This is a genomic window from Ekhidna sp. (genome assembly GCF_039960695.1).
Classification (GTDB): domain Bacteria; phylum Bacteroidota; class Bacteroidia; order Cytophagales; family Cyclobacteriaceae; genus Ekhidna.
On sequence record NZ_JBDVKP010000013.1, the window covers coordinates 142,249 to 167,816 of the forward strand.

Consider the following 25,568-nt stretch of genomic DNA (forward strand, 5'->3'; position numbering starts at 1 on the left):
TTACCAGTACTCATATTCATAAGTAATGGTATACTCAGGTTCATTGTATCTATTAAATATCTCCGTTCGGTCTTTAAGGCTATTTTTGTAGTAGTGAATACGTGTATTGATAACCTCTCCAGACTTGACGTACTCGGATTTTATCATCAGATTATTTTCATAATAAAATCTTCTTTCTGAATCTCCCCGTTTAATAATTGTTAGTAAATCTCCTTCATAGATATATTGGGATGCCAGTTTTTTCTGACCAGAGTTTGCTCTTCTCTCGTCAAGAATTGCTTTTTGCTCCTTTGTAAAATTCTTATTCACCAATTCTTGTAGTTCTTTAATAGTTTCATTAGCATCATCAATCTGAAGATATTCAGTTTTTAAAAAAACTTTAACCACTTTTTCATTTTCATATTCAAAATACTCTGTCACATTAGGCGTTCCAAAATCGACAATATTACTGTCATATTCATGCTTAACCTGAATTTCCGTCGGAAGCACTTCGCTATCTACTGTGATAGTTTTCTGCCACCAGGGAAGGTCAATCGACTGATTTTTTGCACTTAAGTGCTTATAATAAGCACTGGGCCAATCGTGACCGTACAGAAAGCTCTTTTCTGCCGTTCCAAGTGATAAGCCATCCATGACATAGGGTATGCCCGATTTTTCAGGTGCCTCCCAGAATACTTTTTTTACTTCGAACTCTCGATCATAAGGATATGAAGTTTGTTCAACAAGCTCTTCTAAAGTGCCATCCGGTGAGAAGCTGGCGATTGCTACAATCTTGCCTGTTTTCTGTTGTGTGTCCGTTTGATGGCTAACAAATCGTGTGGTAATAGATTTCACATCATTCATTCGCTCAATCATCACTTCTGATGAGTTGATATTTTCACAACTGATCGTAAAAAACAAGCCGACTACCGAAAAGAAAGTAAGAATGGAAACCCAATGATTGTGACGAACAGTTTTTGTCAACGCCAATATCCTAGATCTTAAATGAAATGCTCCAAAATGATTCATAATGGCAGAGTCCTTCATATTACTAGAAAGGGAAAGCAATGTGTTGGCGTAATTAATAGCATCCTTTTCTCGAAGCATGTGGATATCAACCTCAAGTTCAGTATTCAATCCAATAAGTTTCTTTAATACCCAACTAAAGGGGTTCATCCAGAAAAGCGCACGATAGATATGACTAAGCAGGATATCAACACTATGTCCCAACTTAGCATGCACCCGCTCATGCTGGATGATTACATCACGATCTGTTTCAATTGATCCACCAATGAAAATCCAATTGAAAAATGAAGCTCCCTTAAACGAAGAACTATTTACCTGAAAGACAGAGTTCTCATCTGGCAATACACTGGAAACCAATCTCAACCTGATGATTTGTACGATTCCTATAATAATCCTAATTAAATAGAAGACCGATATTACTAAATAGCAAATTGAAAAGACAAGCCTCCAATTTACTTCAGTTTGGGACTCATTATTTGATAGAATGACCGTCTTAGAATCTTTTACTCCTTCTTCAAATGATTCATTATTCTGATTGAATTTCAAGTCAGGCTTCGGTTTTGGTTGGATTGAGGACTCTGACATTATCTTAGTCACACTTAGATTTGGCAATCTATCTAACTCAATATTGATCAACGGCAGAGAAACCGAAAAAACCATCCAGGACAATAGGTAGAAACGTTTAAAAGTCGGGGTTGTGTGATCCTTAATTATCAAATAAACTAAATAGAATATGGAAGATGCAAGGAGAAACTCAATACCAAATACTACTAACTGATTCATGAATCTTTATTTAAAAGTGCTTTTAATTCATTAACCTCTTCTTGCGAAACTTCCTCATCTTCCAATATCTGTGAGAGCAACCCCTTGTATGAGCCATCAAAGTAATCTACTATCATGTTTTTAAGCATATGCTTTCGATATTCGCCACGTTTTACTAATGGGAAATACTGATGTGTTCTGCCAAATGCCTTATGCCCTACCATACCCTTTGACTCCAATATCCTGACCAATGATGATACTGTATTATATGGGGTTCCATCAGGTAAGTCCTCTACAATCTCTTTCACAAAAACATCACCCTTATCCCAGATGATTTTCATGATTGGCTCTTCTGCTTTAGTCAATCTGTCCATAAAGTGAATGTATAACGGATTTTTTAGTTATACAACTATAAAATCAGTTTTATAACTAAATAATCAGTTTTATTAGTCTTATATTATCTAAAGATTGCTGAAATGAAACTTAAAGTACCTATCCTAAAATTTGAATCAGACCTTTGGAGCTATTACCTAGCTATTCCAAAAGCAATAGGTGAACAGCTCATAGAAGGCGAGGATCGTCGTGTCATATGCACGATAGGCGATGGGAAACCCATTCATAGCGCACTCATGCCAAAAGGTGATGTCTACAGTATTTATGTAAAAAAAGACTTCATGAAAAAACATGGACTAGCAGAAGGAGATACAGTTGAGGCAACTATGGAAAAAGATCGATCAGAATATGGCATGCCTATCCCGGAATCATTTCAGGTGCTTCTGGATCAGGACACAGAAGGAAGTGAATATTTTCATATGTTGACAAAAGGAAAGCAACGGACGCTGATTCATTTAGTCGGAAAAGTAAAAAACGTGGACAGTCAACTAGCAAAAGGATTGGCCATCATGCATCACTTAAAAGAGGAAGGAGAACTAGACTTCAAAAGACTCAATGTCCTGATCAAAGAATACAACAATCGTAAATAATTCGCATCAATATTTGAGCGTTTTGCATCATTACAATTCAAGCTGGAATAAGTCCTGAATAGTGCTGAGAAGGTTTCCGTAGAACTATAAAAAAACTTTCATGCGAAACCTAACTCTTCTATTAACATTATGCTCCTTAATGAGCCACGCTCAAGAAGTATCAAGGATAAATAATAGTTCGATTGCATTCACACTTCCAGAAAAAGACCTACTCCCAGAAAGCATTGCATACGATCCACAAGAGCAGGCGTTTTACATTAGCAGCACACGAAAAGGCAAAGTAGTCAAAGTAGATTCTGGAGGCAATACCTATGATTTCATTACATCAAAACAAGATGGATTGTGGATGACCATTGGTATAAAGATTGATGCCCAACGTCGCATTCTCTGGGTATGCAGTTCTGGTGGAGATAATCTGATTGGTTATGATCTAAAAGATGAATCCGACGGTAGACCAGCTGGTATTTTTAAATTTGACTTAAGTACGGGTAAGCTCATTCAAAGATTCACATTTGAACAAAAAGGAGAAATACATTTTATCAACGACCTAGCCATAAATAAGCAGAATGGTGATATCTATTTCACACATATGTTTAGCGATCATGCCATCTATAAAATTGGATGGAATGGAAAACCTGAGCTCTTCATTACGGATAATAATATGCCATATCCCAACGGAATAACAATTAAAGGTGATCAATCAATATTCGTAGCTCACGACAATGGAATTAGCAAGGTTGATCTACAGACTAAAGAAATCATTAATCTCAAAGTACCCGAAGGTCAGGACATTACTGGACGAAAAAGTATCGATGGACTCTATTATTATAAATGGAAGCTCATAGGTGTTCATCCAGGCTCATCGACCGTTTCAAAGATGCCATTAAATGATACTGGTGATGGGTTGGAAAAGGTGGACATTCTTGAACAAAATCATCCAATAATGATGAATCCTACGACAGGCGTTTTAGTCCATAACGAGTTTTACTACATCTCAAATGCACAATTTGGTAGTTTTTATGAAGATGGTTCGCTCTGGCCTAAAGAACGACTTTACGAGCCAGTAATTTTAAAAGTAACGATCGATTAATATGAGAAATATAATTATCATTATATGGCTGATGAATGCTCTCATCGTACAATCGCAAACAGATATGGTAACCCTCCTCAATTTTCCGGTTGGAGGTACCTGGCTTTCAGAAAACATCCAGAATGATGGAAAACCTAACAGTTTCGCGGCTTTTTCCATGCAATTTAAAACCTGGTCTTCTGAATCATCAGTGCTTGGAAACATCTATGGCATAAAAAATAATGGTGATACCATTCAACTAATGGAGGTTTGGAACTTCATAGAACCCGACGGTAAAAGTGCTTTTTTAGTGCAAAGAGCTAGCTGGGGAGGAAGAAGCGTTGGAAGTGTGGTACCTTATGAAGGTACACATCTGGATATTCAGTTTAAATCAACCAGCGATATTGGAGATGAGTATTTTACCCGAGATATTCATTATGTCATCTCAAAAAATGAAATGAAATCTGTAAGCTATCACAAAAGAAATGAAGATAACGAGTGGCAACTTGCCGGAGAATCGATTTGGAAAAGAAAAGAATTATGAAACACTTGACTGTACTATTTATTATGTTTAGTACCATCTTAAGTGTTGTAAACGGCCAAACGAAAACCGATCCATTGGCCGTTTTCGAATACTATATGGGAAAGTGGATTCCTCCTCTTGATCACCCGATGGCTCAAAATCCCAAGCTCATCCACTTGCAGGTTATTGACTTTGAATGGGGTGCAAGTCGGATGCTCATTCGCTCTAAGACCGGCATTCACTCTCCTGAATACAACATCCCATTTTCTGAAGGAACCATTACATACAACCCTCTGACTGAAAAGATCATATGGTTAGAGTATCAGTACGATGGCGATTTATTATTCGAAGGAGAATACATAGCGCTAGAAAACGGTGGCTTACAAAGAATTTACACAGTGTATTATCAGGAAGGGTATGAAGCCATTCCAAATCCAAAGGAGGAAGGATGGACTCGTTTATACAAAGAAACATTTACTCCAATCGGTACAGATACGATCGATTGGAAGACAGAAACGTTCATAAATGAAAAGTGGATTAAAGCTGGATCACCTGGTGGATTTAAAGCGGTTAGGAAAAAAGATTAAATACAAGGATCATGAATAGAAAACAATTTATCTCAGGAATAAGCTTGGTAAGTACCGGGCTTATCGTTGCCCCAAATACCATCCTGGGTCAGGAGAAGCCTGCATCCTATCAGAAAGATGTAGTTTCATCATTTGTAGGAGCTGGACACAGTAATCTTGACAAAGTGAAAGAATTACTTGAAGAATTTCCAAATCTCATATATAGCTCATGGGATTGGGGCGGCGGTGACTTTGAAACCGCAATTGGCGCAGGCGGACACGTCGGGCATAAGACGATGGTAAACTTTCTGATTTCTAAAGGTGCACGCCCGACATTGCATGCTTTAACTATGCTAGGTAAAACAGATTTAGTAAAACCGGCCCTTGAGACCTATCCTTCTCATAAATTCTTTGGGACCTCACGGATTTACCTTTCTTCACCATGCACAGCGTGGCGGCGATGATGCGAAAGACCTATTGGCATACTTTGAAGAGAAGGGACTTACCAAGACGAAAATAAACTTGTGGGGTTAACTTTCGTAGTTTTTCAACTTCTCAAGAACAACACTTTTATAATTTCCTCCGATTGGTATTTCAGAGTCTTCTACTTGGATGAATGAGGAAGTATATGATCTGATTTTCGATCTCGAAACGATAAATGATCTATGGATTCTAAGAAAGTGTTGCGTAGGCAGTACGCTCTCTAAGTAGCTTAGTTTTTGATAACTGATAACCATCCGATCTCTCAAATGGATTTTTACATAATTACTGAGTCCTTCGATATACAAAATATCGTTAAGCATAATCTGAACCATTTTCTTATCTGCTTTTAAGTAGATATATGATTCCTCTTTAGCTACTGCTAAGGTATTATTGGTGGTCAGCTTTTGAATCGCTTTCATAAAGCGTTCGATCGGAATCGGCTTGAGTAAGTAGTCTATTACGTTTAACTCAAAACCTTCGAGAGCAAAATCTCGGTAAGCTGTAGTGATTATCACATTGGGTGCATTTTTTAAGTTGGCTAAAAAATTCAATCCACTTACTTGTGGCATTTCAATGTCAAGTAAGGTTAGATCAACAGTTTCTTTTTGTAGGAAATTGTTTGCCTCAATAGCATTGATACAGGTTCCTGCAAGCACCAAATTGTCTATTTGATCAATATATCTAACAAGAATATCTTGAGCTATTGGCTCATCATCCACTACAAGACATTTTATTCTTTCCTTCATAATTCCAGCATTAAGTCAACTTTATAGCCCTCTTTACAGTCACCAAATTCAAGTTTATGCCGCTCTGGATATAGAAGCTCGAGCCTTCGTTTCACATTTTCAATACCCAATCCACCTTTGGTTGACACCGTCTTTACACCCACGCTATTTTGGATGGTGAATCTCAGCCAATCTTCATTTATGACTATGTCTACCTTGATCCAAGCCCCTGAAGAGGATGTATTCACCCCATGTTTAAATGCGTTTTCCAGAAATGGAAGAAGGAGCAATGGGGGCAAGCTTACTTTTTCTGGTGAACCATTAATTACTAAATCACAAGTAAATCTTCCATCAAACCGCACCTCCTCTAGTTCGATATAATTTTTAATGTAGTTAATCTCTTTTTCAAGATCTACTGCACTTTGTTTGGTATCATACAGCATGTAGCTCATTAGCTCTGAGAGCTTCATCACGACCTCTGATGTTTTGTCAGACTTGGATAGAGCGAGTCCATACAAGTTGTTTAATGTGTTGAAAAAGAAATGCGGATTGATCTGGTTTTTTAAATACAGAAGTTCCGCTTTTGTTCGCTCTTCCGCAATTAAAGCAAGCTTTTTTTGAGATTCTACCAGCCGATAAACAACCGTGATTCCAATCAGAAAAATCATTGGTGAGGTAATGATCATGCCCGCTTGCACAAACTTGTATAACTGCCAAAAACTGCCCTGATTCCAATCGGGAAATATTATTTCATTTATGTATTGATACATCACAAAACGATGAATCATAGCTGCAGCAAGGATGCTAATAAAAGTTCTCAATATGTAGCCAACGATTCTTCCTTTGAGTAGAAGCTTTGGCATAAAAACAAAATAATTGAGATATATGACAACTAGCCGAATAGGAAAATAGGCAGCTTCAATCAGGAATGCTTCTCGAAACTGGTTGCTGTAGCCACCTTCCACAAAAGTGAAAATTGACATGTATACAACCCAAAACAAAGCATGCCATAGTAGGGTCCTTCTTATCATCTTTTTAAAGATAGTTTTTACACTTCAAACGCTGGTTTTTATAATAAGACAGAATTTATAGTTTGAGCATAGTACACATAGAGAAAGCATGGATAAGCACAATAAAAATGAAAATCGGCATAAATTAGCGACATGAGAAATATACTACGGCTCCTTACCTTACTATTCGCCACTTCAGTCATTGCACAAGACCAGCTGTATAAAGTAAGCTTGTTAAGAGCTAAGCCAGGAGAACTTTTAAATCTAATTGATCAAATCAATGAGGACATTGTCAAGTACGAATCCTATTTGGAAAACAAGCCATATCTGCTTCGTCATAGTCAGGGCGATCACTGGGACCTCATGCTGATTCATCCGATTGATCAATTGAGCACCTACTTCTCAGAAGATCAGACAGAGAGAAGAACTCATTCAAAAACAATAGAAAAGCCTTATGGAGATTCGTTTTACCACATTGTGTCCTTTCAGGAAGAAGCAATAGTCAAAGGACCTCCTATTAATGCATTTATTGAATCATTCGAAAAATATAAACTATTTCACATCGAAATATTTACTGCATTGGCTGGAAAACAGGATGAACTTCTTGATCAGAGATTAGCAGAGAATCAATTCTATGCAGGAATCGAGCATCGACCCAATTTTATATTTATTCGGGTGCTTGGCCCTAGCTGGGACAACTTTACCATTGGTTTCTATGAAGACATGCACGATTTTGCGGGACCTGAGGTATCATTCGAAAAAGAAGATGAGGCTGCTAAAGAGGCAGGATTCGATGGCGTGAACTATATAGGAAGCTATTTACGTTCCCTGCTGGCAGAGCATCATGACACACTCGCCTGGAAAATTGATTAACTAAGAAGATGAAAATAGATCTAAACTATAAAGGGGATGAGGAATTCACCTCAACCAATGAAAATGGAAACAATGCTGAGATTGACATGCGATCGGCAGATCTAAAGCAACACCAATCACCTACCGAACTGCTACTTTCTGCGTTAGGTGCCTGCGCAGCTGTAGAAATCGTGTCAATGGTAAAAAAACGGAGGAAAACATTCGTTGATTTAAGTGCTGAAATTAGCGGGGAACGAAGAGAAGAGCACCCACGAGGATTTACTAAAATCCATTTGAAGTACGTCATTACTTCTCCTGATCTGACGGATGAAGAAGCTGATCGAATTGTAAATTTAGCCACTACAAAATATTGCTCCGTTGCAGGATCATTGAGCGCAGAACAAACCCATTCATTTGAGATCAAGCGAAACTAGCCTTCTATCATTTTGTTGAGAACGTCTGTAAGCTTATCAAATGAGCCCATTTCATACATTATCAAAATATCCCCACTGATGTTTTTCCCGCGGATTGCAAAATTAGTGTGACAAACGAGCACCTGATTGTAGCGATCTTTATCTAGCTGTCTATAGATTCCCTTTACGTCCCCTTGATAGCTTTTCGGCATGTGATATTCCAAAGGAGCATCAAGTATATTACCGAACGATCCCATAATAGCATTGAGAATGATGTTGCCTACTTCTATCATTAATCCGTCTTTCATCTCAGCTATTGCTGCTGAATCTGGATCTTCATGAATGAGCAAGGAAGCTAGCTGCTTAGAGCTTTCGCCAGGTAAAATTACATTGGCACTACCTTCATATTCACCTGAAAATCTCATCTCTACAGAGTGTACACTATCTCCACCGCCTAATTTTTCTATTTCAGAAAGCACATCATCAAATGTGATGACATTTACGTATGGCACATTGAGCAAGATCTCACCGCCAATCATCTGACTAAGCGAAGCGGATCCCTTCCCAACACCAATATTTATGATCTCAGTAATCGCATCTATTTGTTTTGCACTTAACATATCCGTATCGCTTACTTAAAAATGTTATTTAAAATTGAAACCAACTCATCCTCGGAAACAACTTTATTCATAAATGCAGTAGCTCCTAATTCCAGACTCTCTTCTTTTCTTGCTTTTTGAATGTCCGCCGTAATTACAACTACCGGAATCTTATTTTCCCTTTTTTGAAGTTCCTTCAACACGTCAATTCCTGACATCCCCCCCATTAATAAATCTAGAAAAATGCAATCGTAAGAGTCATTCAGTTGCTCAAGAAGCGCCTCACCAGAAGGTACCGCCTCAGATTCATGCCCTAACTTATTGAGAATATCCTGCAACGTTTTACGCTGAAAGAATGAATCATCTGCTATTATTATCTTTTTCATCAACCTTTCTTTAAAATCAAATCAACTTGAGTTCCTTTCATTTCCTCACTTTTTACTATCACTTCACCATTATGAAGCTTCATAATCTGGCGGACAATGGACATCCCTAAACCATGCGTTGGCTCACCTTTAAGCCCATTTCTCTTGGCTTCCCCAAACTTCACAAAAAGATTATCCAAAATTCTCTCACTCATTCCAATACCTTGATCCGTAATGTTTAAAAACACTTTATCGTTTTCCTCTCTTAATGTGATTGTAATCTGAGTCCCTTCCTCACTGAACTTAACCGAATTCGTCATCACATTATCGAGTGCCCTTGTCATCGTGGACTCATTGAGCATTGCTGATGCATCTGTGTGGCTGTCAAAAACTACCTGAATTCGTTTTTTTAATGTGAGCAACCTATGCGTATCTAGGTACCGCTGCACAAAGTCTTTTGCAACAACTTTATCAGTCTTTAACTCATAAGTTTCTGACTCTATCTTGGCTAGTTCCAATATTTCACTTGCAAGATTCATTGCTTTGTCAGTACTGAATTTGATCATATCCAGAAAAGTGACCAGCTCATCAATATCGATTTTTGAGTCAGATTTAATAGTGTGCTGCATCAAATTGACAACACCTATTACAGAGCCTAGCGGTGCTCTAAAGTCATGCGCTGCATTTTGCAAATAACGTATTGAATTATCTTTTTCAGGAACAACCACCCAAAGGCCTCCTATTTTATCATCCTTTTTTTTTGCACAGCACTTGATGGTGATTTTCTTACCCAGATAATTTAACAATATGAAGGCTTGGTTGACAGAATCAGAAATCGATTCATGAAATTCTTTGACTACTTCTAACTGAACTTCATCAATAATTTCAATTAGATTAAACTCACCTTCTGGAAGTAAAAAGTCTTTGCTTCTTTCGACAACACACACCTTTTCAAGGTCATTCCAGGTAATGCTGGCATGAGATACAGTGGACTCGAAAAGCTGAAGTCTCTGGCGTAAATCCTCCTCTTTTAATACACTCATCAGGCAGTGGTTACATATGCAAGATAATTCCAATTATTTTAGTGTCATTAAGAATCGAATTTAGTGACAATGAAATCCACTCTAAAAATAGCTTTAGCCCAAATCGCACCCGTCTGGCTCAATCGAGACAAAACACTTAAGAAAATCATTCAATGGACTATTAAAGCTGTGGCTAAAGAAGCTAAGTTGGTCATCTTTGGTGAGGCGCTACTTCCTGGATATCCGTTTTGGCTTGACAAATTGAATGGCGCAGCCTTTAATTCTTCAATTCAAAAAACCATTCATGCACATTACATGGATCAGGCGGTATGCATTGAAAATGGTGATTTAAATCCACTGTGTACCGTTGCTAAAGAAAATGAAATCGCAATTTACCTGGGCATTATAGAGCGACCAAGTGATAGAGGTGGACATAGTCTCTATTGTTCCATTGTGTATATCAGTGAAAATGGTGAGATTAAATCAGTTCATAGGAAACTAATGCCTACTTATGAAGAAAGGCTTTCATGGAGTCCTGGAGATGGTAATGGGTTGGTTACTCATAAGTTGTCTCCCTTTACTGTTGGGGGATTAAATTGCTGGGAAAATTGGATGCCTATGGCCAGAGCAGCCATGTACGCCCAAGGTGAAGACTTGCATGTATCTATCTGGCCCGGAAATAAAAGAAATACAGAACTGCTCCTTCCTGTGATTGCACAAGAGTCTCGTTCATATGTGGTAGGAGTTTCAGGTCTTTTTCGGCCGGAGGACATTCCTGATGATTTTCCGCACGCTAAAGAGATGCGCGCTGCAACGTCAGATATTTTAGCTGATGGAGGATCTTGTCTGGTTTCGCCAGACGGCTCCTGGCTAGAGTCGCCTCTAGTCAATGAAGAAAAACTTATAGTAGCAGAAATAGACCATCAAAAAGTAAGAGAAGAACGTCAAAACTTTGATCCTTCTGGCCACTACTCAAGACCAGATGTGCTTAGCTTAAATGTGAATAGAGAAAGACAATCGGTAATCCATGATGCTAAGAAATAAGTTTCTAGCTGTTTTATTACTTCCCTTTTTTGCTTTTTCTCAATCTCCTGAAGAAGATGAGGTGAAGTTGAAATCGGCACTGGAGTGGCTAGACAGCAAGCTCAACTACATCTACTATGACGATGCTGGAGAGCAGTGGTGGACCAACACTTTTTATGTGAATGATAGTTATGAAATTACTATTAAACACATTGCCTCTGATCGGCCAAATACTGGCTACATCAAGGAAAAAACATATACAATTAGAAGGTTTCAAATCCAGGACATCAATCCAAATAGCTTAAAAATTACTGAAATTAAGGAATCAAGAGGGAGGATAGTAAAAGGTCAAATGTTAGAACTTCGGACATATGGCTTTCAGGATTTAATACATAAGGCTATCAATAAACGAAAGGCAAGTAGCACTTCGTTTCTATTTTTATCATTCCCGGAAACCCTTATTGACAGTCTATCAAACTACGCCGAAATTGTTAAGTCAAAGTTTGAGGAGGCAATTTCAGCAAGCTCTCAAACCTATGCTGCGGGTGATGCAGCAGATGTGAAAACAGTATTATCAACACTCACGGGTAGCTTTAGATCTAGTGATGGTAGCAAATGGATAGCTGAAAGTGTTCAACCTAATGTTTTAAAAATTGAACGTGGAAATGATACTATTGAATATTTTGGTTATGACATGAATGAAAAGAAATTTTATCTCTTGACTATAACTGATCAGGGCCTTAATAAGAAGCAATTTATCCTCGAGGAAGCTTTAAAATTGAAATTGTCTACTGAAAAAAAAATAGATGTTATACAGATTGAAACACCGCATTCATTTACAATAAATGGACGAACATTTTTCAGGCAATAACATTTTGATTAAGTAGCTCTTCAGCGAATTTTTTATACTTCCTTCCGATTGGAATTGACAGATCTCCGATTGAAACCTCCTCTTTATTAAAGCTAGATACTCGATCTTTATTGACAACAAATGATCGATGTATCCGGATAAATGAATCAGGTAATCGATCATTCAAACTACTGATCTTTTCTTTGGTAGTGTGGGATTCGGAGAGTGAATGAATTTGAACATAATCTCCCAGACTCTCTACGTACAGAATAGCATTTAGAGGCAACACGACTTGCTTTCGATTGGATCGTATAGATAACATTTTTTGATGCTCTTTTTCCAATTTAATTTTAAATTCATCAACTTCATTAGCCTTTTCTCTAAGTTTTTGAATGGATAAAATAAGTCCCTCCACTAAAACTACCAGATATAGAACCACAGTGAGTAAATAGATATCACCGGCAATCTTGCCCAAGTTTTCTATTTGATAGTCAGCCAGTATGACAAATGCCACAACCATCACTAATAGCTCTAAATAGATAGATACAATTAACATATAAGCGAAATAGATAGTGAATTTCATCTTCCGATTCATTAGAAGAAATCGAGGTAGCAAAAATCTATTGAAAAAGATGGATGTAGCTATAACCACCGGCATGAGTATAGTTACAAAATAGAACGACACCATGAAGCTTTCTATAGAAGAGCTGAAAAGGAGGGTGAGAATTACCCATACAATGGTCCAAAAAACAAATTCTCTTTTAGTAAACATTGAGTCGAAGATGAATCTTTTTGATCAAATTTGATAGAAAAATAGGTAAACAACAGGTTTCGATAGGGATACAACCTTTCATTGATACAGCACACTGGCTTGCTTTGCCAGGATGTTTAACTAAATGAAAAAACTATGATTGAATTATTTCAAATGGGCGGAATGCTCTTCATGAGTATCCTCACAATCGAACTATCAATGGTATTATTTTTTACCGTAAAAGCATTTTCAAATAAAGAAGGCTATGCCGGTAAAATCAAATCGACTGGGCTCTTAGCTGCAATTACAGGTATTCTCGGCCAATTAATTGGGTTATTCTCGGCGTTCGAAGCAATCCAGCAAATTGGTGCAGTTTCACCTGCAATTCTTGCCGGAGGCCTTAAGGTATCAATGATTACAACTATTTACGGGGTGATTATCTACATGATAGCCATTCTATTATCGCTCATTATTAAAATGAGAAAATAAGATTAAGGCCGGTACATCCGGCTCTTAATTTTTGTTTAGTCAAAAATCGTTTTTAGTATATTGAAATTTGCTTTTTTACTAGTAACTATTAGTTGGTAGTACTTAAAAATGGAATCAAAATGGAAATTGCTAGATTTGGGCAATAAACAGTCCTGACATGAGCATATTTGATATTATCGCCGTTCTAATATTTTTCTCAGGTGTATTCCTTTTTATTAATACCTTTTATTTAAAACTACCCTCTTCTATTGGCCTTACCATATTGGCCTTAGTGCTCTCATTGCTTGTATTCATTTTCGGTCAATTGTTTCCTGAATTTCACCTCGCAGAGCAAGTAAAAAAATATGATTTTGCTGATGTTCTTTATCGGTTTGTTTTAAGTGTAATGCTCTTCGCTGGAGCCTTAAATGTTGACTTCAGAAAGCTTGGTAATCAGTTAATTCCTGTTCTCGTTCTATCTTTTTTTGGTGTTCTAATCTCTACAGTAGTCATAGCAACGCTAATTTATTTTACGGCTGATGCTATGGGTGTTGCATTAAGTTATATAGCCGCGCTTGTATTCGGAGCGCTCATTTCATCCACAGATCCAGTCGCAATTACAAAAACTATTCAGCGCTTCCGAATGTCAAATGAATTAGAAACCAAAATTTCTGGTGAAGCCTTGCTGAATGGCGGAATAGCAATTGTCTTGGCATTAGTACTTGTTAATATTTACCGAGAAGGTGTTGCTGAAGGATCGCTAAACTTTACAGGAGCAGCATGGGTTCTGATCAGGGATATTGGAGGTGGGGTTATTGGCGGACTGATCTTTGGATGGATCGGATATAAGCTGCTTGCATACATAGACAATGATGATGTAGAGGTCGAGGTATTAGTAACGCTAGCACTGGTAATGGGTGGATCATATGTCGCAGATCTGTTTTCTGCATCCTCAATGATGGTAGCAGTTACTACAGGACTTATCCTTGGCAATTTTGGGAGAGATGAGCACGGAGAAAGTGCAGTTGGGGCCTACGTCTATAGATTTTGGCAATTAATGGAAGACACGCTTGCCGCAATGCTTTTTGTACTAATAGGTTTTGAAATGCTAGTCATACCGCTACGACTGGACTATTTTGCCTTAGGCTTTTTTGCTGTGAACTTCGCGTTATTCGGACGGTGGATAAGTGTTTTCATACCAATCCGCATGATGTCTAGAAATCGATCATTTGATACTGGCACAATACCTGTACTTTCTTGGGGTGCACTTAGAGGAGGGCTTCCTGTTGCTGTGTCACTTTCACTCACAAATTTTCCGGGTCAGGAACTGATCGTAACTATGACTTATGTCGTGGTTGTTTGCACTGTATTATACCAGGGACTTACTTTGACAAAGGTCATGAAGGTGTACAATACAAACCCTCAACAATAATATTGGGCTAAAATTTAATCTTACTTCCAAGTTCCATATCACTAAGCTCTATATCCAGAGCTTTTGTAGATAGCTGTATTTCTCTCACAGATATAATAAGTGATAACAGAAGTAAAACAAGTGAAATTCCAAAAATAGCACTCCCCCATTCTCCAACTTTTAAGTAGATGAAAAACATGGCCAATACACACAAAAGCAAACTCAACACTCCAAATAATTGCATCGCTCTTATTAGAAACAATCTTTTCCTGAGATTCTTTAGCTGGCCTTCCAACACACTTTTCGGATTATCTAAATAGCTTTTATGTAGCTGACGAATTAAGGTTGCAATTGCAAGAAATCTATTGGTATAGGCAAGCAATAACAGAGATATTGCAGGAAAAAGTAAAGCCGGTGTTGTAAGTGTTATCTGCATATTTATAATGAGTGGATTTATCAAATATCGGAGTAATATTAGTCTCTAAATTTCGATCTTTACAATCTTTGAATAAAGAGTTAACTGTAGAGATTATAGAATCATAAATATGCAAGCAATTATTTTGGCAGGTGGGAAAGGAACCAGACTTGGTGAGTTAACAAGAGAAATTCCTAAGCCCATGATTCCGGTCGGTGGAAAGCCATTAATTGAGCATCAGATAACTCTTTTGAAGAAAAATAACATTACTAACATTATAGTAACAGTCGGTCACCTGGATGAAAAAATAATTGAATTCGTTGAAAGCAAAAATAATTTTGATGTCTCCATTAGCTTCTACAGAGAAATTGAGCCGCTAGGAACTGCTGGTGCTATTCCCCTTTTACATAATCAACTCGAGTCTCAATTCCTTGTGTTGTATGGTGATGTAATGATGGATGTTGATCTTAATAAGCTAATCAATTTTCATAAAGAGAAAAAAGCAGATATTACACTTGTAGTACATCCAAATGATCATCCATATGACAGTGACCTTGTAGAAATTAACTCAAACAAACAAGTCACTAAATTTCTTCCAAAGCCTCATCAAAATGAGTCCATTTATAAAAATCTAGTAAATGCGGGACTTTACATGTTAGACAAAAAGGCCGTTTCACATATCCCTAAAAGAAACAAAATCGACTTTGGTAAAGATATTTTTCCTGCCTTATGCAACAAGCTCAAAATGTTTAGTTACAACACCCCAGAGTACCTTAAAGACATGGGCACACCGGATCGTTTAACGGATGTTGAAAAAGACTATTCTTCAGGAAAGATCCAGCGGAAAAACCTTTCCTTTCCACAAAAAGCAATTTTTCTGGATCGCGATGGTGTCCTGAATGAGGATCGACATTTGATATATAAAATTGAAGACCTTGTATTGTATGATTTTACTAGTGAAGCCATTAAAAAAATAAATCATTCGGATTTTTTAAGTATCGTGGTAACAAACCAATCAGTTGTCGCTCGCAATCTTTGCACCATTGAGGAGCTGGAGAACATCCATAAAAAATTAGATACCGATCTGAGCAAGGACGGTGCAAAACTTGACGCTATATACTACTGCCCGTATCATCCCGACAAAGGATATCCTGAAGAAAATAAAGCATATAAAAAAGATCATCCATGTCGCAAACCTAAACCAGGCATGCTTCTGGAAGCTGCAAAGGATTTTAATATTGATTTAAGCAAATCATATATTATTGGTGATAGGTCAACGGATATTGAGGCAGGAAAAAATGCTGGAGTAAGTACCATCGGTGTTTTGACTGGTAATGCGTTAAAATCTGGAGATGCAGAGCCAGACTATATTTTTGATAATATCGCTACGGCTATAGAATTTGTTTTATCAGAGCCTCTTGACAAGATCTACAAAGAAGTTTCTTCAATACATTCTAAATCAGCATCAAAACCGTTTGTTATTGCTGCTGGTGGGCAATCGCAAAGTGGTAAAACAACCTTAGCTACATACCTAAAAAAGAGATTCGTTCAGGATGGGTTTCCAACATTGGTTATTTCACTAGACAATTGGCTACTTCCTTCTGAGCAAAGGAAAAAAGCTAATGATGTATGGGGAAGATTTAACATTGATAAAATCAATGAAGATATTGAGGCCATTTTAAATGGTGATACAGTCCATTTACAAGCTTACCATAAAAATCCAGCCAGCTCTTCCAGACAGGTGAATTACAAACTAGAAAATGAACCTATAGTAATTATAGAAGGCGTTGTTTCTTTAAACATTGATAAAATCATCAAGCGAGCTGACTACTCATATTTTACAAAAATCAATATAAATCAATATAAAAATCAGTTTTATAAACTTTACAGATGGAAAGGGTACGAAGATTCAGAAATCAAAATGCTATTCAATCGAAGATTGGATGATGAATTTGAACCAGTAGAACCAACTATGTCTAACGCCAAAAACGTGATCTCAATACTATGATAATTACCCGTACTCCATTTAGAATAAGTTTCGTTGGTGGTGGTTCAGACTTGCCTGCATTTTACAAGCAGCACGGTGGTGCAGTTTTAAGCACTACAATTAATAAGTATATGTACATCTCATCTCATAAATACTTTGAAGCAGACAAAATTCGAGTAAAATACAGTAAAACCGAAACAGTGAATAGCATTGATGATCTACAACATCCAATTTTTAGAGAAGCACTCAAGAAATTTCAAATAAATGGCGGAATAGAATTCTCCTCAATCGCTGATGTTCCGGCAGGCACCGGTATGGGATCCTCATCTTCCTTCACAGTTGGACTTTTACAAAACATCTATGCCACAAAAAATCAATTGATCTCAAAAGAGAAGTTAGCAGATGAGGCATGCCAGATGGAAATCGATATATTGAAAGAACCAATAGGCAAACAAGATCAATATGCAGCAGCTTATGGAGGGCTAAACGTGATGAAATTCCACTCAGATGATACGGTAACAGTTGAAAATCTCTACATAAATACAGAGGAAAAAAGAAAGCTTGAAGAGAATCTTGTACTATTTTATACAGGTCAGCAGCGCAAAGCCAACAAAATCTTAGCAGAACAAACTGCTCATTCACAAAGGCCCGATAAGGTGAAAGTGCTGAGGGAAATGACACAACTTGTAGATGAACTTAAAAATGCCTTGCTGAAAAATGATTTTGAAGACTTTGGCAAACTACTTAATATCAACTGGGAATTGAAAAAAAGCCTTACGGATAAAATCACCAATAGAGAAATCAATGAGGCCTACGAACTTGCTTTGAAGCATGGAGCATGGGGCGGCAAATTGCTCGGAGCTGGCGGAGGTGGGTTTTTACTCTTTATGTGTCCAAAAGAAAAACAATCAGAGCTGAGTCAAGCATTAGGCCTGAGAAGCTTTGACTTCAAGTTTGATGAAGAAGGATCAAAAGTGATTTACTTTGCAGATGAATAGCTATTCTTTAGAAATGGAAAAATCGTACAAGCAGTATAGCACCAATGTGAAAAATGTCCTTGATAAGATAGATTATAACGATCTATTGACAATAGAACAATTACTTATTGGCGCACGTGATAAAGGAAACAAAATATTCATTTTTGGAAATGGAGGTAGCGGAGGTAATGCATCACATATTGCCGGAGATTTCGTGAAGGGAGCCAATTATAATCAAGACAAGAAATTCAAATTTATCTGCTTAAATGACAACTATTCAGCTCTATCCGCTACTGCCAATGATATCACCTACGATGAAATCTTTGCCCTTCAGCTAGATGCATTTGTTGAACCGGAAGATCTGGTAATTGGTCTTTCAGGTAGCGGAAATTCAGAAAACGTCCTACGCGCTATAAATCTAGCTAATAAAAACGGGGCAAAAACTGTTGGCTTTAGTGGTTATACAGGAGGCAAGCTAAAAGACATAGCCCATCATAGCTTTCATGTTCCTATTAATGATATGGAGATAACAGAGGACCTCCACTTAATGGCCTTTCACATGATCAAACAGTCGATTGTGTTGAAGCAATCTGGCACATTAAACGATATGGGAGCACAGTACAAAAATCGAATTACATAAAATCGAATTACTCAGGACTATCAGGTCCTTCTTTTTTTATTGTGAAAATTCCCTCAGATTTCTTTAGGACATAGACGAAATACCAATTTTTGATGAATCCAAAAGCATATGCTGTAAACTGAACCAGTAATGTTGGTACGATCAGTAAACCTACCCGAAGTGATTTGTTCTGAATAGTTCCAATAATTAAATTCATTAGAAGATATGCTGTTAATCCAAAACTCCATAGTTGGAATAATCGAACATTAAATAGTAAAAACGGACCTGCTAAAAGAGCTATCAAAAAAAATAGCGGGAAGTAAAAGGCTATCCGATTTTCTCCCTTGTGATTTTTTCCTAATAAGATTCGAGCCGCACCAAACCGAAATACTTGATTATAAAATTTTTTCAAGTTGACTCTCCTCTTATGATAAACAAAAAGTTCTGGAATCAATCCGCTTTTATACCCTCTATTTATCACCCGGATACTTAAATCAATATCTTCGCCTACCTTAAGATTCGAATTAAAGCCATCTACCTCATCAAATATTTTTTTCTTAACCCCCATATTAAAGCCTCGTGGCTTGAATTTGCCAACACGTACTTTTTTGCCCCTAATCCCTCCGGTGGTTAAAACTGAAGTCATACAATAACTTATTGCTTTTTGAACAGGGTTAAACGATTCATGCGCACAGTCAGGGCCGCCAAACATGTCATAATTAATGCTGCCGAGTGTTTCATCCAAGACATCAAAATACTCAGGTGGAATGATTACATCGGAATCAAAAAAAATCAAAAACTCTCCTTTGGCTATCTTGGCTCCAAGATTTCTAGAGTCACTAATACCTAAATATGGCTTGTGAATTCGCTGATAGTGAAATTGGAAAGATCCGTTAATAACAGTTTGATCAATATCTTTAAGAACATTATCTGGACTACCATCAATAAGCAAAAGTTCAATTTTCTTATAAGAAGAATCACCTAAGCTCTCAATAAGCTCCAAAACTTCCTCTTTCCTATTATAGATTGGAATAATGATGGAATACTTAGGCATTGCCCTGATCATCAGTTCTCTCAGAAATTAGGTAATCACCTTTCTTTTGATTGACTTGGATCATCATTTCCGCTAAAAAACCAGCTAGAAACAGCTGCATTCCTACAACTAAGGCTACCAAAGCCAAAAAGAATAGTGGCTGATCTACCACATCTCTAACTTCCATTTTTTGATACTGCCGATACAGTTTTTCTCCAATCACCCATATGGTAATAAGAAAACCACCAATAAATGAAAGAGACCCGAATACACCGAAAAAATGCATTGGATTCTTCTTAAACCTAGAAACGAAGGTAACGGAGAGCAAATCTAGGAATCCTGTAATGAAACGTTTCATGCCATATTTTGTAGTACCGTACTTTCTTGCACGATGTTCAACTACTTTTTCACCGATCCTATTAAACCCATTCCATTTAGCAATTAGAGGGATATATCTATGCATTTCTCCATACACCTGAATATTCTTCACAACATCTTTCCGATAAGCTTTGAGACCACAATTAAAATCATGTAGCTTAATTCCAGATACTTTGCTTGTCACGTAGTTAAACAACTTAGAAGGTACTGTCTTACTGATTGGATCATGTCGCTTTTTCTTCCATCCAGATACTATGTGGAGATTCAACTCATCAATCATATGTATAAGTTCAGGAATTTCATCCGGACTATCTTGCATATCCGCGTCCATAGTAATCACAATTTCACCCTCAGCGACATCAAATCCCGTTTGAAGTGCGGCCGATTTACCATGATTACGATTGAACTTCAATCCGACGACCCGCCCATCCTTTTTTGATTTCTGTTCTATAACAGACCAGGAAGAATCAGTACTTCCGTCATCAATCATTAATATTTCTGTCGAGATACCATGACTGTCTACAACGCGAAAAATCCACTCCAAAAGTTCTGGAATGGATTCCTCCTCGTTATAAACAGGTACGATTATAGATAAATCTTTATTCAAGCTCAGGTTCTTTCTTTTTAATTATTGCACCAGTAATTAGTGACAAAATTGCATAGAAAATTAATCCCACTAAGAATCCTTTGATTGATCCCATTACTGTGAATCTATCCAAGGTATCAGTTCTTGTTTTTTCTAATGCTTCATCCATTTGATCTTCTGGCATTCCAAATCTTGACATCATAGCTTCTGCATTTTCAACAGATTGGTCTGCCAACATTGATGGCAATTCAGGATCAATAACATTGTATAACAATATATTGAAAATGGTGGCTACTATACCAGCAACTACCAATAACTGCATAGAATAAATCCATGCCTTTCCGAAAGCCATATAGCCCCCAATTTCTTTTCTATGCTGTATTCCAAAGTAGGAAACTAGTACAATAAAGATGAGGAAAAATAAAAGCATCCACATTGATACTAAAAAAGTAGGATCAACAATGTAGATTAAAAGAGTAAGGACAATGCCTATTACACCGAGCATAAGTCCAGACTTGATTGCGTGATTGTTCATAGTTCTTTAGGTTTTTTTCTTAAAATTATTGATACAACAGGTGTTATTAGGAATCCTGCTCCAATTTTCTTCCAAAAGGTACTAAACATTAGCTGAGTTGTTGTTATATCATCCACAGCGGCAAGCTGTTCATCCAATTGTTCTTGAGAAAATTCATTTAGAAAGATATCCTTCCTATCTAACAGAAATGCCTTTGCACCTTCTTTGTATCCATTTATTAGTTCCACATTCGTTTCAAATATTACATAAAACACAAAAGAAAATAGTATAACCGCGGGAATTAGCACAATAAGCCCAATACTTATCCCTTGCCAAAAGTGTAAAAAACCATTATTTCTAAAATCTTTGTATTCCTTCCCAGCAAAAAATATAAACAAGAAAAACACACCCAAATCAAAAATGAAATGGCGAAAATCCAACAAAGGATTGCTTCCAAAATTGATAGAAATAAAAAATAGCCCTATGAGGAATACACCACAGAGTATCGAATACTTTAGCGTTGGTTTTATCACTGGTTAAAAGTTGCTTTAGACCCATTTATTGTCCCCACCACACTACCCGTTAGTTCTGCATTCCAATAAGGAGAATTTTGAGATTTTGATAAGTTTGTATCAGTATCAAACTTCCAAATAGCATGAGGATCCAGCACAGTAAGCTTAGCTGATTGATCTACATCTATTTTTATATTTTCTAATCGAAGGATCGACCTTGGACCATTCGTTACTCTTTCTATCAATGTTTCTAGCGGAATATCCTCAGATATGCGGAGAAGTGAGGCATAGAAAGTTTGAAGAGAGATATTTCCAGGATCTGCTAAATCGAACTCGAGTTGCTTACACTCCTGGTCAAAGGGGCGATGATTGGAACATAAAGCGTCAATAACACCCTCTTTAACCCCCTTTACAAGGGCTTTTCTATCCTTTTCAGACCTGTAAGGAGGTATTACTTTAAATATTGAATCAAACTCACCGATCGACTCATCGGTAAATAGTAGGTGATGGATTCCAACGTCACATGTTACCGATAGGCCAGCCTTCTTAGCTGACCTAATAAGATCAACACTTTTAGCAGATGATATTCTCGAAAAATGCAAATTACCTCCACTATACTTTAGGATCTCAATGTCCCTTTGAATGATTAACTCCTCAGATAACGAAGGCTCTCCTCTTAATCCTAAATTAGTGCTTACCCTTCCTTCATGCATTTGAGTATTAGCAGAAATATGAGCATCTCTAGCATTTTGAAAGATGGATACTTTCATACTATTTGTATACTGTAAAGCTTTCAATAGTAATTCAGCATTCCAAATTGGAAAATCACCGTCAGAAAAAACATTTGCTCCTGCCTCATGCAAATCCATCATTTCTGTCAGGTTTTCCCCTTTCAACCCTTCACTTACTGCAGCACCAACATGAAGATTTAGTTGGGGTAGAGTCTTCTTTAATATATAACTAACATCACTTTTAGTTTCGATGGGTGGATAAGTTTCCGGACTTAGACATACGTCTGTAAATCCTCCAGCTTGGGCAACTTTAGTACCAGAAACAATGTCTTCTCGATATTCAAATCCTGGATCATGAAATTGTGCATTCAAGTCAACCCATCCGCTAGTAACGGTTTTTCCCTTTAAATCATACTCTTTTGAAGCCGACTTACCATTTAAGGAAGTAATAATACCCTTTTCAATAAGAATGTTTGATTGCTTGCCGTGAACAGGTGAGTTTAAATCAAGTACAAGTACATTTTTTAGCAATATGCTCATCTAAGATATCTATGCAGTACTGTTTCAGTAAGGATTAAAAACACTGCCAAAATTAATGCATATTTCCATAAGCTAGATTGAGAACCCGTTGCAAAAACAATATCATCACTATCAATAATTTTAGAGACGGATACATTATTTAAATCAGCTAAAGCCCTTTTCATTTCCTCAAAATTAGGTGCCTTCATTATAGACTCATCCTTAGGAATATTAATTGAGATTCTACGTAGGGTATCTTGATTTCGCATCAGTGTATATTTCCCTTCTAGTAAGTCATCAGGTAATTCAAGTATAATCTGAGAACCGTTCGAATTAAATGCTGGTATTATTTCATAGTTATTCCTAACTAATTTGATGGGAATGTCAGTCGCCTTTGCAGATACTATTATTCTTTCTCCAGGATAATAATAAGGAGTTTCCATGCTTCCTGTTGCTGAAAAAGCAATTTGATACAAGATGGGGAGAAATAACGCATTTGATTTAAATCCACCAGAATTTGATTTAAATGAAGAGTTAAAGAAATAAACATTTTTCTTTTTCAATAGAAATGTATTTCCACCTCTAAATTGAATGACAGGCTCAAAATTTCCTTTTATTTGAAATAATGAAACTTCCGACGGCATCAATCCATCCTTAAGTTTTTCTTCAAATACGCCTTTAAGTAAAGGGTGATTAGAGTCAATTGAGATTTCGGATAAAACCCTTTCACTGCTTAACATTGAAACATCAATAAAATCCTCATAAGAATCCACATCAATTGAATCCGAAGGAAAAATGATAAAACTTACGTTTTCAAGCTGATTTCTTAGAGCTTCAGGTAATGAATTCTGATTAGTTATCACAACCAAATCAGATTCCTTTAACCTTTCAAAATCTAAATTAGTTACATCTTGTTCCTCAACTTCAAACAATTGGCTATTGCGATAAACTGCTCTGATAATATCCCTTTTTTCAGAGCTCAAGATGGTTATCCTTGATTTAAGTCTTTCCCCAATTGTGAAATGAAAGGTGTTATCAAAGCTTACATCATCTCCATCAATTACTATTTCAAAGTCACCATAGTTATCTTTAGATATATCAAATCGAACAACATCTAATTCAGTTACATCCTTTACTACCGAACTTAGTTGTCTCGTACCCTTCACTAATTTCACAACAACGCTACCACTTGCCATGTTGAAAACTTTGAAACGGACCAGAATAGATAATTCTGATAGATTGTCTTGATTGGGTATCAAATACAAGCTATCAATGCTCACATTCTTCATCTTACTCAGATCATTCGTCAGAATAAGGTGATAACTTTTCAAACTATCTACAAAGTTTTTTTTTAATTCATCAACATCGATTGTTTGAAAGTCAGAAAATAAATAATGAGTCGTTAAGCTATTCTCATTAAATAAATCAAACACATTAGCTAAACTTATAGAGCGCGGTGTTTTATTATTTGAAACAGAAACAATTGAATTCTTATCTATGAAAGATTTGCTTTGGTTGTTAAATAACAACATAGCCCCAGCTTCTTGTTTAATTTGTCTTAATCCATTTTCAACCTTGACATCTGCATTGCCTAATGATGAGCTAATTGAATTATCAAAGTGAACTCCTACTAATCCTTCAGCCCCGCTACTAAATTGTTGCTTAGCTAATAATATTACAATTAATACTATTAGTGATGAGAATATTAAAATCCTATTCGACAGAATTAAGAAGTACTTAAGTCGAGTATTGGACTTTGTTTTAGACGCGAAATTAATAATATACTTAACAGATGAAAAATGAAGCTTTCGTGCCTTTCGAAAATCAAAAAGGTGTACCAAAATTGGTACGAGAAGAAAGAGAATGAAGTACCACCAAAAATTCACTTAATATTTTTTTGACTTTTAACGATCTATCCAGGTAGCAAGTTATATAAAACAAAAAAAGGGTATCACCTTACGGCAATACCCTTTAATAATAAACTGGCAACGACTTACTCTCCCACCTGTTACGGCAGTACCATCAGCGCTGACGGGCTTAACTTCTCTGTTCGGAATGGGAAGAGGTGGACCCCGTCGCTATAATCACCATAAAATTTGCCTATATCCATATAATAGGACAGGACTTAATGTCTTGACATTAAAATGAAAGATTCACATGAAAAACGCGAGTTTATCGAAACGCTTCAAAAAAGTTTACGAGTAATTAGTACTGCTCAGCTTTGACATTACTGCCTTTACACCTGCAGCCTATCTACGTCCTAATCTAGAACATCTCTTAAAAGAAATCTCATCTTGTAGTGGGTTTCGCACTTAGATGCTTTCAGTGCTTATCCCTTCCCAACGTAGCTACCCAGCAGTGCTCCTGGCGGAACAACTGGTACACCAGCGGTTAGTCCAACTCGGTCCTCTCGTACT

Annotated in this window: 29 protein-coding genes and 2 rRNA genes; 14 read left to right on the forward strand and 17 right to left on the reverse strand. The window is 36.9% G+C overall.

The window, feature by feature from the left end; all coding sequences use genetic code 11:
- Together ABJG98_RS09355 and ABJG98_RS09360 are read right to left on the reverse strand one after the other, a co-directional pair.
- Positions 1-1,788, reverse strand: a complete 1,788-nt coding sequence (locus ABJG98_RS09355; RefSeq protein ID WP_348279242.1) for a M56 family metallopeptidase — start codon at positions 1,786-1,788, stop codon at positions 1-3.
- Positions 1,785-2,141 (reverse strand): BlaI/MecI/CopY family transcriptional regulator, encoded by a 357-nt coding sequence (locus ABJG98_RS09360; protein ID WP_348279243.1) that lies wholly within the window; start codon positions 2,139-2,141, stop codon positions 1,785-1,787. Before ABJG98_RS09360 ends, ABJG98_RS09355 begins: the two co-directional genes overlap by 4 nt.
- A gap of 102 nt (positions 2,142-2,243) precedes the next feature.
- Here ABJG98_RS09360 and ABJG98_RS09365 point away from each other — a divergent pair, with 102 nt between their 5' ends.
- The 5 genes from ABJG98_RS09365 (at position 2,244) to ABJG98_RS09385 (ending at position 5,372) form a co-directional block, all read left to right on the forward strand.
- Entirely contained in the window at positions 2,244-2,750 is a 507-nt protein-coding gene (locus tag ABJG98_RS09365; RefSeq protein WP_348279244.1) for a DUF1905 domain-containing protein, read from the forward strand.
- A 100-nt stretch (positions 2,751-2,850) separates the two neighbouring features.
- The gene (locus tag ABJG98_RS09370; RefSeq protein ID WP_348279245.1) at positions 2,851-3,840 is read left to right on the forward strand and encodes an SMP-30/gluconolactonase/LRE family protein; all 990 of its coding nucleotides are present in this window, start codon (positions 2,851-2,853) and stop codon (positions 3,838-3,840) included.
- A 1-nt stretch (position 3,841) separates the two neighbouring features.
- Complete coding sequence (locus tag ABJG98_RS09375; RefSeq protein ID WP_348279246.1) at positions 3,842-4,363, forward strand: hypothetical protein; 522 nt, start codon at positions 3,842-3,844, stop codon at positions 4,361-4,363.
- Positions 4,360-4,929 carry a hypothetical protein gene (locus ABJG98_RS09380; RefSeq protein ID WP_348279247.1) on the forward strand — a complete coding sequence of 190 codons (570 nt, stop codon included), beginning with the start codon at positions 4,360-4,362 and terminating at the stop codon, positions 4,927-4,929. Before ABJG98_RS09375 ends, ABJG98_RS09380 begins: the two co-directional genes overlap by 4 nt.
- A gap of 11 nt (positions 4,930-4,940) precedes the next feature.
- Positions 4,941-5,372 carry a hypothetical protein gene (locus ABJG98_RS09385; RefSeq protein ID WP_348279248.1) on the forward strand — a complete coding sequence of 144 codons (432 nt, stop codon included), beginning with the start codon at positions 4,941-4,943 and terminating at the stop codon, positions 5,370-5,372.
- Positions 5,373-5,438: 66 nt separating this feature from the next.
- On the opposite strand, the gene ABJG98_RS09390 is transcribed toward ABJG98_RS09385, so the two are convergent.
- Both ABJG98_RS09390 and ABJG98_RS09395 read right to left on the reverse strand, forming a co-directional pair.
- The gene (locus ABJG98_RS09390) at positions 5,439-6,137 is read right to left on the reverse strand and encodes a LytTR family DNA-binding domain-containing protein (RefSeq protein WP_348279249.1); all 699 of its coding nucleotides are present in this window, start codon (positions 6,135-6,137) and stop codon (positions 5,439-5,441) included.
- Positions 6,134-7,099, reverse strand: coding sequence for a histidine kinase (locus ABJG98_RS09395; protein ID WP_348279250.1), 966 nt, complete (start codon positions 7,097-7,099; stop codon positions 6,134-6,136). Before ABJG98_RS09395 ends, ABJG98_RS09390 begins: the two co-directional genes overlap by 4 nt.
- Before the next feature lie 180 nt (positions 7,100-7,279).
- Here ABJG98_RS09395 and ABJG98_RS09400 point away from each other — a divergent pair, with 180 nt between their 5' ends.
- Both ABJG98_RS09400 and ABJG98_RS09405 read left to right on the forward strand, forming a co-directional pair.
- Positions 7,280-7,999, forward strand: coding sequence for a hypothetical protein (locus tag ABJG98_RS09400; protein WP_348279251.1), 720 nt, complete (start codon positions 7,280-7,282; stop codon positions 7,997-7,999).
- Between the two features lie 8 nt (positions 8,000-8,007).
- On the forward strand, positions 8,008-8,412 hold the full coding sequence (locus ABJG98_RS09405) for an OsmC family protein (protein ID WP_348279252.1): 405 nt from the start codon (positions 8,008-8,010) through the stop codon (positions 8,410-8,412).
- On the opposite strand, the gene ABJG98_RS09410 is transcribed toward ABJG98_RS09405, so the two are convergent.
- The 3 genes from ABJG98_RS09410 to ABJG98_RS09420 are packed head-to-tail and all read right to left on the reverse strand — an operon-like array spanning position 8,409 to position 10,398.
- On the reverse strand, positions 8,409-9,011 hold the full coding sequence (locus ABJG98_RS09410; protein WP_348279253.1) for a hypothetical protein: 603 nt from the start codon (positions 9,009-9,011) through the stop codon (positions 8,409-8,411). The two genes, ABJG98_RS09405 and ABJG98_RS09410, sit on opposite strands and share 4 nt — an antisense overlap.
- 11 nt (positions 9,012-9,022) lie before the next feature.
- Positions 9,023-9,376: a response regulator gene (locus ABJG98_RS09415; protein ID WP_348279254.1), complete on the reverse strand. Its 354-nt coding sequence runs from the start codon at positions 9,374-9,376 to the stop codon at positions 9,023-9,025.
- A complete protein-coding gene (locus tag ABJG98_RS09420) occupies positions 9,376-10,398 on the reverse strand; it encodes a HAMP domain-containing sensor histidine kinase (protein ID WP_348279255.1) in 1,023 nt (340 codons plus the stop codon). The genes ABJG98_RS09415 and ABJG98_RS09420 overlap by 1 nt, the downstream gene beginning before the upstream one ends.
- Positions 10,399-10,467: 69 nt before the next feature.
- Here ABJG98_RS09420 and ABJG98_RS09425 point away from each other — a divergent pair, with 69 nt between their 5' ends.
- Together ABJG98_RS09425 and ABJG98_RS09430 are read left to right on the forward strand one after the other, a co-directional pair.
- Positions 10,468-11,421 carry a carbon-nitrogen hydrolase family protein gene (locus ABJG98_RS09425; protein ID WP_348279256.1) on the forward strand — a complete coding sequence of 318 codons (954 nt, stop codon included), beginning with the start codon at positions 10,468-10,470 and terminating at the stop codon, positions 11,419-11,421.
- Positions 11,405-12,271 carry a hypothetical protein gene (locus ABJG98_RS09430; protein WP_348279257.1) on the forward strand — a complete coding sequence of 289 codons (867 nt, stop codon included), beginning with the start codon at positions 11,405-11,407 and terminating at the stop codon, positions 12,269-12,271. Before ABJG98_RS09425 ends, ABJG98_RS09430 begins: the two co-directional genes overlap by 17 nt.
- Here ABJG98_RS09430 and ABJG98_RS09435 read toward each other — a convergent pair.
- Positions 12,261-13,022 carry a LytTR family DNA-binding domain-containing protein gene (locus ABJG98_RS09435; protein WP_348279258.1) on the reverse strand — a complete coding sequence of 254 codons (762 nt, stop codon included), beginning with the start codon at positions 13,020-13,022 and terminating at the stop codon, positions 12,261-12,263. The genes ABJG98_RS09430 and ABJG98_RS09435 overlap by 11 nt on opposite strands.
- 135 nt (positions 13,023-13,157) lie before the next feature.
- Here ABJG98_RS09435 and ABJG98_RS09440 point away from each other — a divergent pair, with 135 nt between their 5' ends.
- Complete coding sequence (locus ABJG98_RS09440; protein ID WP_348279259.1) at positions 13,158-13,490, forward strand: MotA/TolQ/ExbB proton channel family protein; 333 nt, start codon at positions 13,158-13,160, stop codon at positions 13,488-13,490.
- Positions 13,491-13,647: 157 nt separating this feature from the next.
- Positions 13,648-14,901 carry a cation:proton antiporter gene (locus ABJG98_RS09445; protein WP_348279260.1) on the forward strand — a complete coding sequence of 418 codons (1,254 nt, stop codon included), beginning with the start codon at positions 13,648-13,650 and terminating at the stop codon, positions 14,899-14,901.
- 7 nt (positions 14,902-14,908) lie between these two features.
- Here ABJG98_RS09445 and ABJG98_RS09450 read toward each other — a convergent pair whose 3' ends face one another.
- Entirely contained in the window at positions 14,909-15,316 is a 408-nt protein-coding gene (locus ABJG98_RS09450) for a DUF2721 domain-containing protein (protein ID WP_348279261.1), read from the reverse strand.
- 109 nt (positions 15,317-15,425) lie between these two features.
- Between ABJG98_RS09450 and ABJG98_RS09455 the strand changes: the two genes are divergently transcribed.
- From ABJG98_RS09455 to ABJG98_RS09465, 3 genes are read left to right on the forward strand one after another with little or no spacing between them, the layout of a single operon-like run.
- A complete protein-coding gene (locus ABJG98_RS09455) occupies positions 15,426-17,303 on the forward strand; it encodes an HAD-IIIA family hydrolase (RefSeq protein WP_348279262.1) in 1,878 nt (625 codons plus the stop codon).
- Positions 17,300-18,280, forward strand: coding sequence for a hypothetical protein (locus tag ABJG98_RS09460; protein WP_348279263.1), 981 nt, complete (start codon positions 17,300-17,302; stop codon positions 18,278-18,280). Before ABJG98_RS09455 ends, ABJG98_RS09460 begins: the two co-directional genes overlap by 4 nt.
- 13 nt (positions 18,281-18,293) lie before the next feature.
- Entirely contained in the window at positions 18,294-18,899 is a 606-nt protein-coding gene (locus ABJG98_RS09465; protein ID WP_348279264.1) for an SIS domain-containing protein, read from the forward strand.
- Between the two features lie 7 nt (positions 18,900-18,906).
- Here ABJG98_RS09465 and ABJG98_RS09470 read toward each other — a convergent pair whose 3' ends face one another.
- The 8 genes from ABJG98_RS09470 to ABJG98_RS09505 all read right to left on the reverse strand — a co-directional run.
- Positions 18,907-19,932 carry a glycosyltransferase gene (locus ABJG98_RS09470; protein ID WP_348279265.1) on the reverse strand — a complete coding sequence of 342 codons (1,026 nt, stop codon included), beginning with the start codon at positions 19,930-19,932 and terminating at the stop codon, positions 18,907-18,909.
- Positions 19,925-20,896, reverse strand: coding sequence for a glycosyltransferase family 2 protein (locus ABJG98_RS09475; RefSeq protein WP_348279266.1), 972 nt, complete (start codon positions 20,894-20,896; stop codon positions 19,925-19,927). The genes ABJG98_RS09470 and ABJG98_RS09475 overlap by 8 nt, the downstream gene beginning before the upstream one ends.
- Positions 20,889-21,410 carry a DUF4199 domain-containing protein gene (locus ABJG98_RS09480; RefSeq protein ID WP_348279267.1) on the reverse strand — a complete coding sequence of 174 codons (522 nt, stop codon included), beginning with the start codon at positions 21,408-21,410 and terminating at the stop codon, positions 20,889-20,891. The genes ABJG98_RS09475 and ABJG98_RS09480 overlap by 8 nt, the downstream gene beginning before the upstream one ends.
- Positions 21,407-21,922 carry a DUF4199 domain-containing protein gene (locus ABJG98_RS09485; protein WP_348279268.1) on the reverse strand — a complete coding sequence of 172 codons (516 nt, stop codon included), beginning with the start codon at positions 21,920-21,922 and terminating at the stop codon, positions 21,407-21,409. The genes ABJG98_RS09480 and ABJG98_RS09485 overlap by 4 nt, the downstream gene beginning before the upstream one ends.
- Positions 21,919-23,172: a dihydroorotase gene (locus ABJG98_RS09490; RefSeq protein ID WP_348279269.1), complete on the reverse strand. Its 1,254-nt coding sequence runs from the start codon at positions 23,170-23,172 to the stop codon at positions 21,919-21,921. The genes ABJG98_RS09485 and ABJG98_RS09490 overlap by 4 nt, the downstream gene beginning before the upstream one ends.
- Positions 23,169-25,037, reverse strand: a complete 1,869-nt coding sequence (locus ABJG98_RS09495) for a BatA domain-containing protein (protein WP_348279270.1) — start codon at positions 25,035-25,037, stop codon at positions 23,169-23,171. Before ABJG98_RS09495 ends, ABJG98_RS09490 begins: the two co-directional genes overlap by 4 nt.
- A 94-nt stretch (positions 25,038-25,131) precedes the next feature.
- A 5S ribosomal RNA gene (gene rrf / locus ABJG98_RS09500) occupies positions 25,132-25,243 on the reverse strand.
- Between the two features lie 92 nt (positions 25,244-25,335).
- A 23S ribosomal RNA gene (locus ABJG98_RS09505) occupies positions 25,336-25,568 on the reverse strand; the annotation flags it as partial.

Bases quoted from the DNA above. Each gene is read 5' to 3' on its own strand.
- ABJG98_RS09470 (WP_348279265.1), bottom strand. From the start codon at position 19,932: ATGCCTAAGTATTCCATCATTATTCCAATCTATAATAGGAAAGAGGAA.
- ABJG98_RS09445 (WP_348279260.1), top strand. From the start codon at position 13,648: ATGAGCATATTTGATATTATCGCCGTTCTAATATTTTTCTCAGGTGTA.
- ABJG98_RS09405 (WP_348279252.1), top strand. From the start codon at position 8,008: ATGAAAATAGATCTAAACTATAAAGGGGATGAGGAATTCACCTCAACC.
- ABJG98_RS09465 (WP_348279264.1), top strand. From the start codon at position 18,294: ATGGAAAAATCGTACAAGCAGTATAGCACCAATGTGAAAAATGTCCTT.
- ABJG98_RS09415 (WP_348279254.1), bottom strand. From the start codon at position 9,376: ATGAAAAAGATAATAATAGCAGATGATTCATTCTTTCAGCGTAAAACG.
- ABJG98_RS09420 (WP_348279255.1), bottom strand. From the start codon at position 10,398: ATGAGTGTATTAAAAGAGGAGGATTTACGCCAGAGACTTCAGCTTTTC.
- ABJG98_RS09355 (WP_348279242.1), bottom strand. From the start codon at position 1,788: ATGAATCAGTTAGTAGTATTTGGTATTGAGTTTCTCCTTGCATCTTCC.
- ABJG98_RS09370 (WP_348279245.1), top strand. From the start codon at position 2,851: ATGCGAAACCTAACTCTTCTATTAACATTATGCTCCTTAATGAGCCAC.
- ABJG98_RS09490 (WP_348279269.1), bottom strand. From the start codon at position 23,172: ATGAGCATATTGCTAAAAAATGTACTTGTACTTGATTTAAACTCACCT.
- ABJG98_RS09450 (WP_348279261.1), bottom strand. From the start codon at position 15,316: ATGCAGATAACACTTACAACACCGGCTTTACTTTTTCCTGCAATATCT.
- ABJG98_RS09440 (WP_348279259.1), top strand. From the start codon at position 13,158: ATGATTGAATTATTTCAAATGGGCGGAATGCTCTTCATGAGTATCCTC.
- ABJG98_RS09425 (WP_348279256.1), top strand. From the start codon at position 10,468: ATGAAATCCACTCTAAAAATAGCTTTAGCCCAAATCGCACCCGTCTGG.
- ABJG98_RS09375 (WP_348279246.1), top strand. From the start codon at position 3,842: ATGAGAAATATAATTATCATTATATGGCTGATGAATGCTCTCATCGTA.
- ABJG98_RS09365 (WP_348279244.1), top strand. From the start codon at position 2,244: ATGAAACTTAAAGTACCTATCCTAAAATTTGAATCAGACCTTTGGAGC.
- ABJG98_RS09455 (WP_348279262.1), top strand. From the start codon at position 15,426: ATGCAAGCAATTATTTTGGCAGGTGGGAAAGGAACCAGACTTGGTGAG.
- ABJG98_RS09380 (WP_348279247.1), top strand. From the start codon at position 4,360: ATGAAACACTTGACTGTACTATTTATTATGTTTAGTACCATCTTAAGT.
- ABJG98_RS09410 (WP_348279253.1), bottom strand. From the start codon at position 9,011: ATGTTAAGTGCAAAACAAATAGATGCGATTACTGAGATCATAAATATT.
- ABJG98_RS09395 (WP_348279250.1), bottom strand. From the start codon at position 7,099: ATGTCAATTTTCACTTTTGTGGAAGGTGGCTACAGCAACCAGTTTCGA.
- ABJG98_RS09400 (WP_348279251.1), top strand. From the start codon at position 7,280: ATGAGAAATATACTACGGCTCCTTACCTTACTATTCGCCACTTCAGTC.
- ABJG98_RS09430 (WP_348279257.1), top strand. From the start codon at position 11,405: ATGATGCTAAGAAATAAGTTTCTAGCTGTTTTATTACTTCCCTTTTTT.
- ABJG98_RS09385 (WP_348279248.1), top strand. From the start codon at position 4,941: ATGAATAGAAAACAATTTATCTCAGGAATAAGCTTGGTAAGTACCGGG.
- ABJG98_RS09390 (WP_348279249.1), bottom strand. From the start codon at position 6,137: ATGAAGGAAAGAATAAAATGTCTTGTAGTGGATGATGAGCCAATAGCT.
- ABJG98_RS09460 (WP_348279263.1), top strand. From the start codon at position 17,300: ATGATAATTACCCGTACTCCATTTAGAATAAGTTTCGTTGGTGGTGGT.
- ABJG98_RS09360 (WP_348279243.1), bottom strand. From the start codon at position 2,141: ATGGACAGATTGACTAAAGCAGAAGAGCCAATCATGAAAATCATCTGG.
- ABJG98_RS09480 (WP_348279267.1), bottom strand. From the start codon at position 21,410: ATGAACAATCACGCAATCAAGTCTGGACTTATGCTCGGTGTAATAGGC.
- ABJG98_RS09435 (WP_348279258.1), bottom strand. From the start codon at position 13,022: ATGTTTACTAAAAGAGAATTTGTTTTTTGGACCATTGTATGGGTAATT.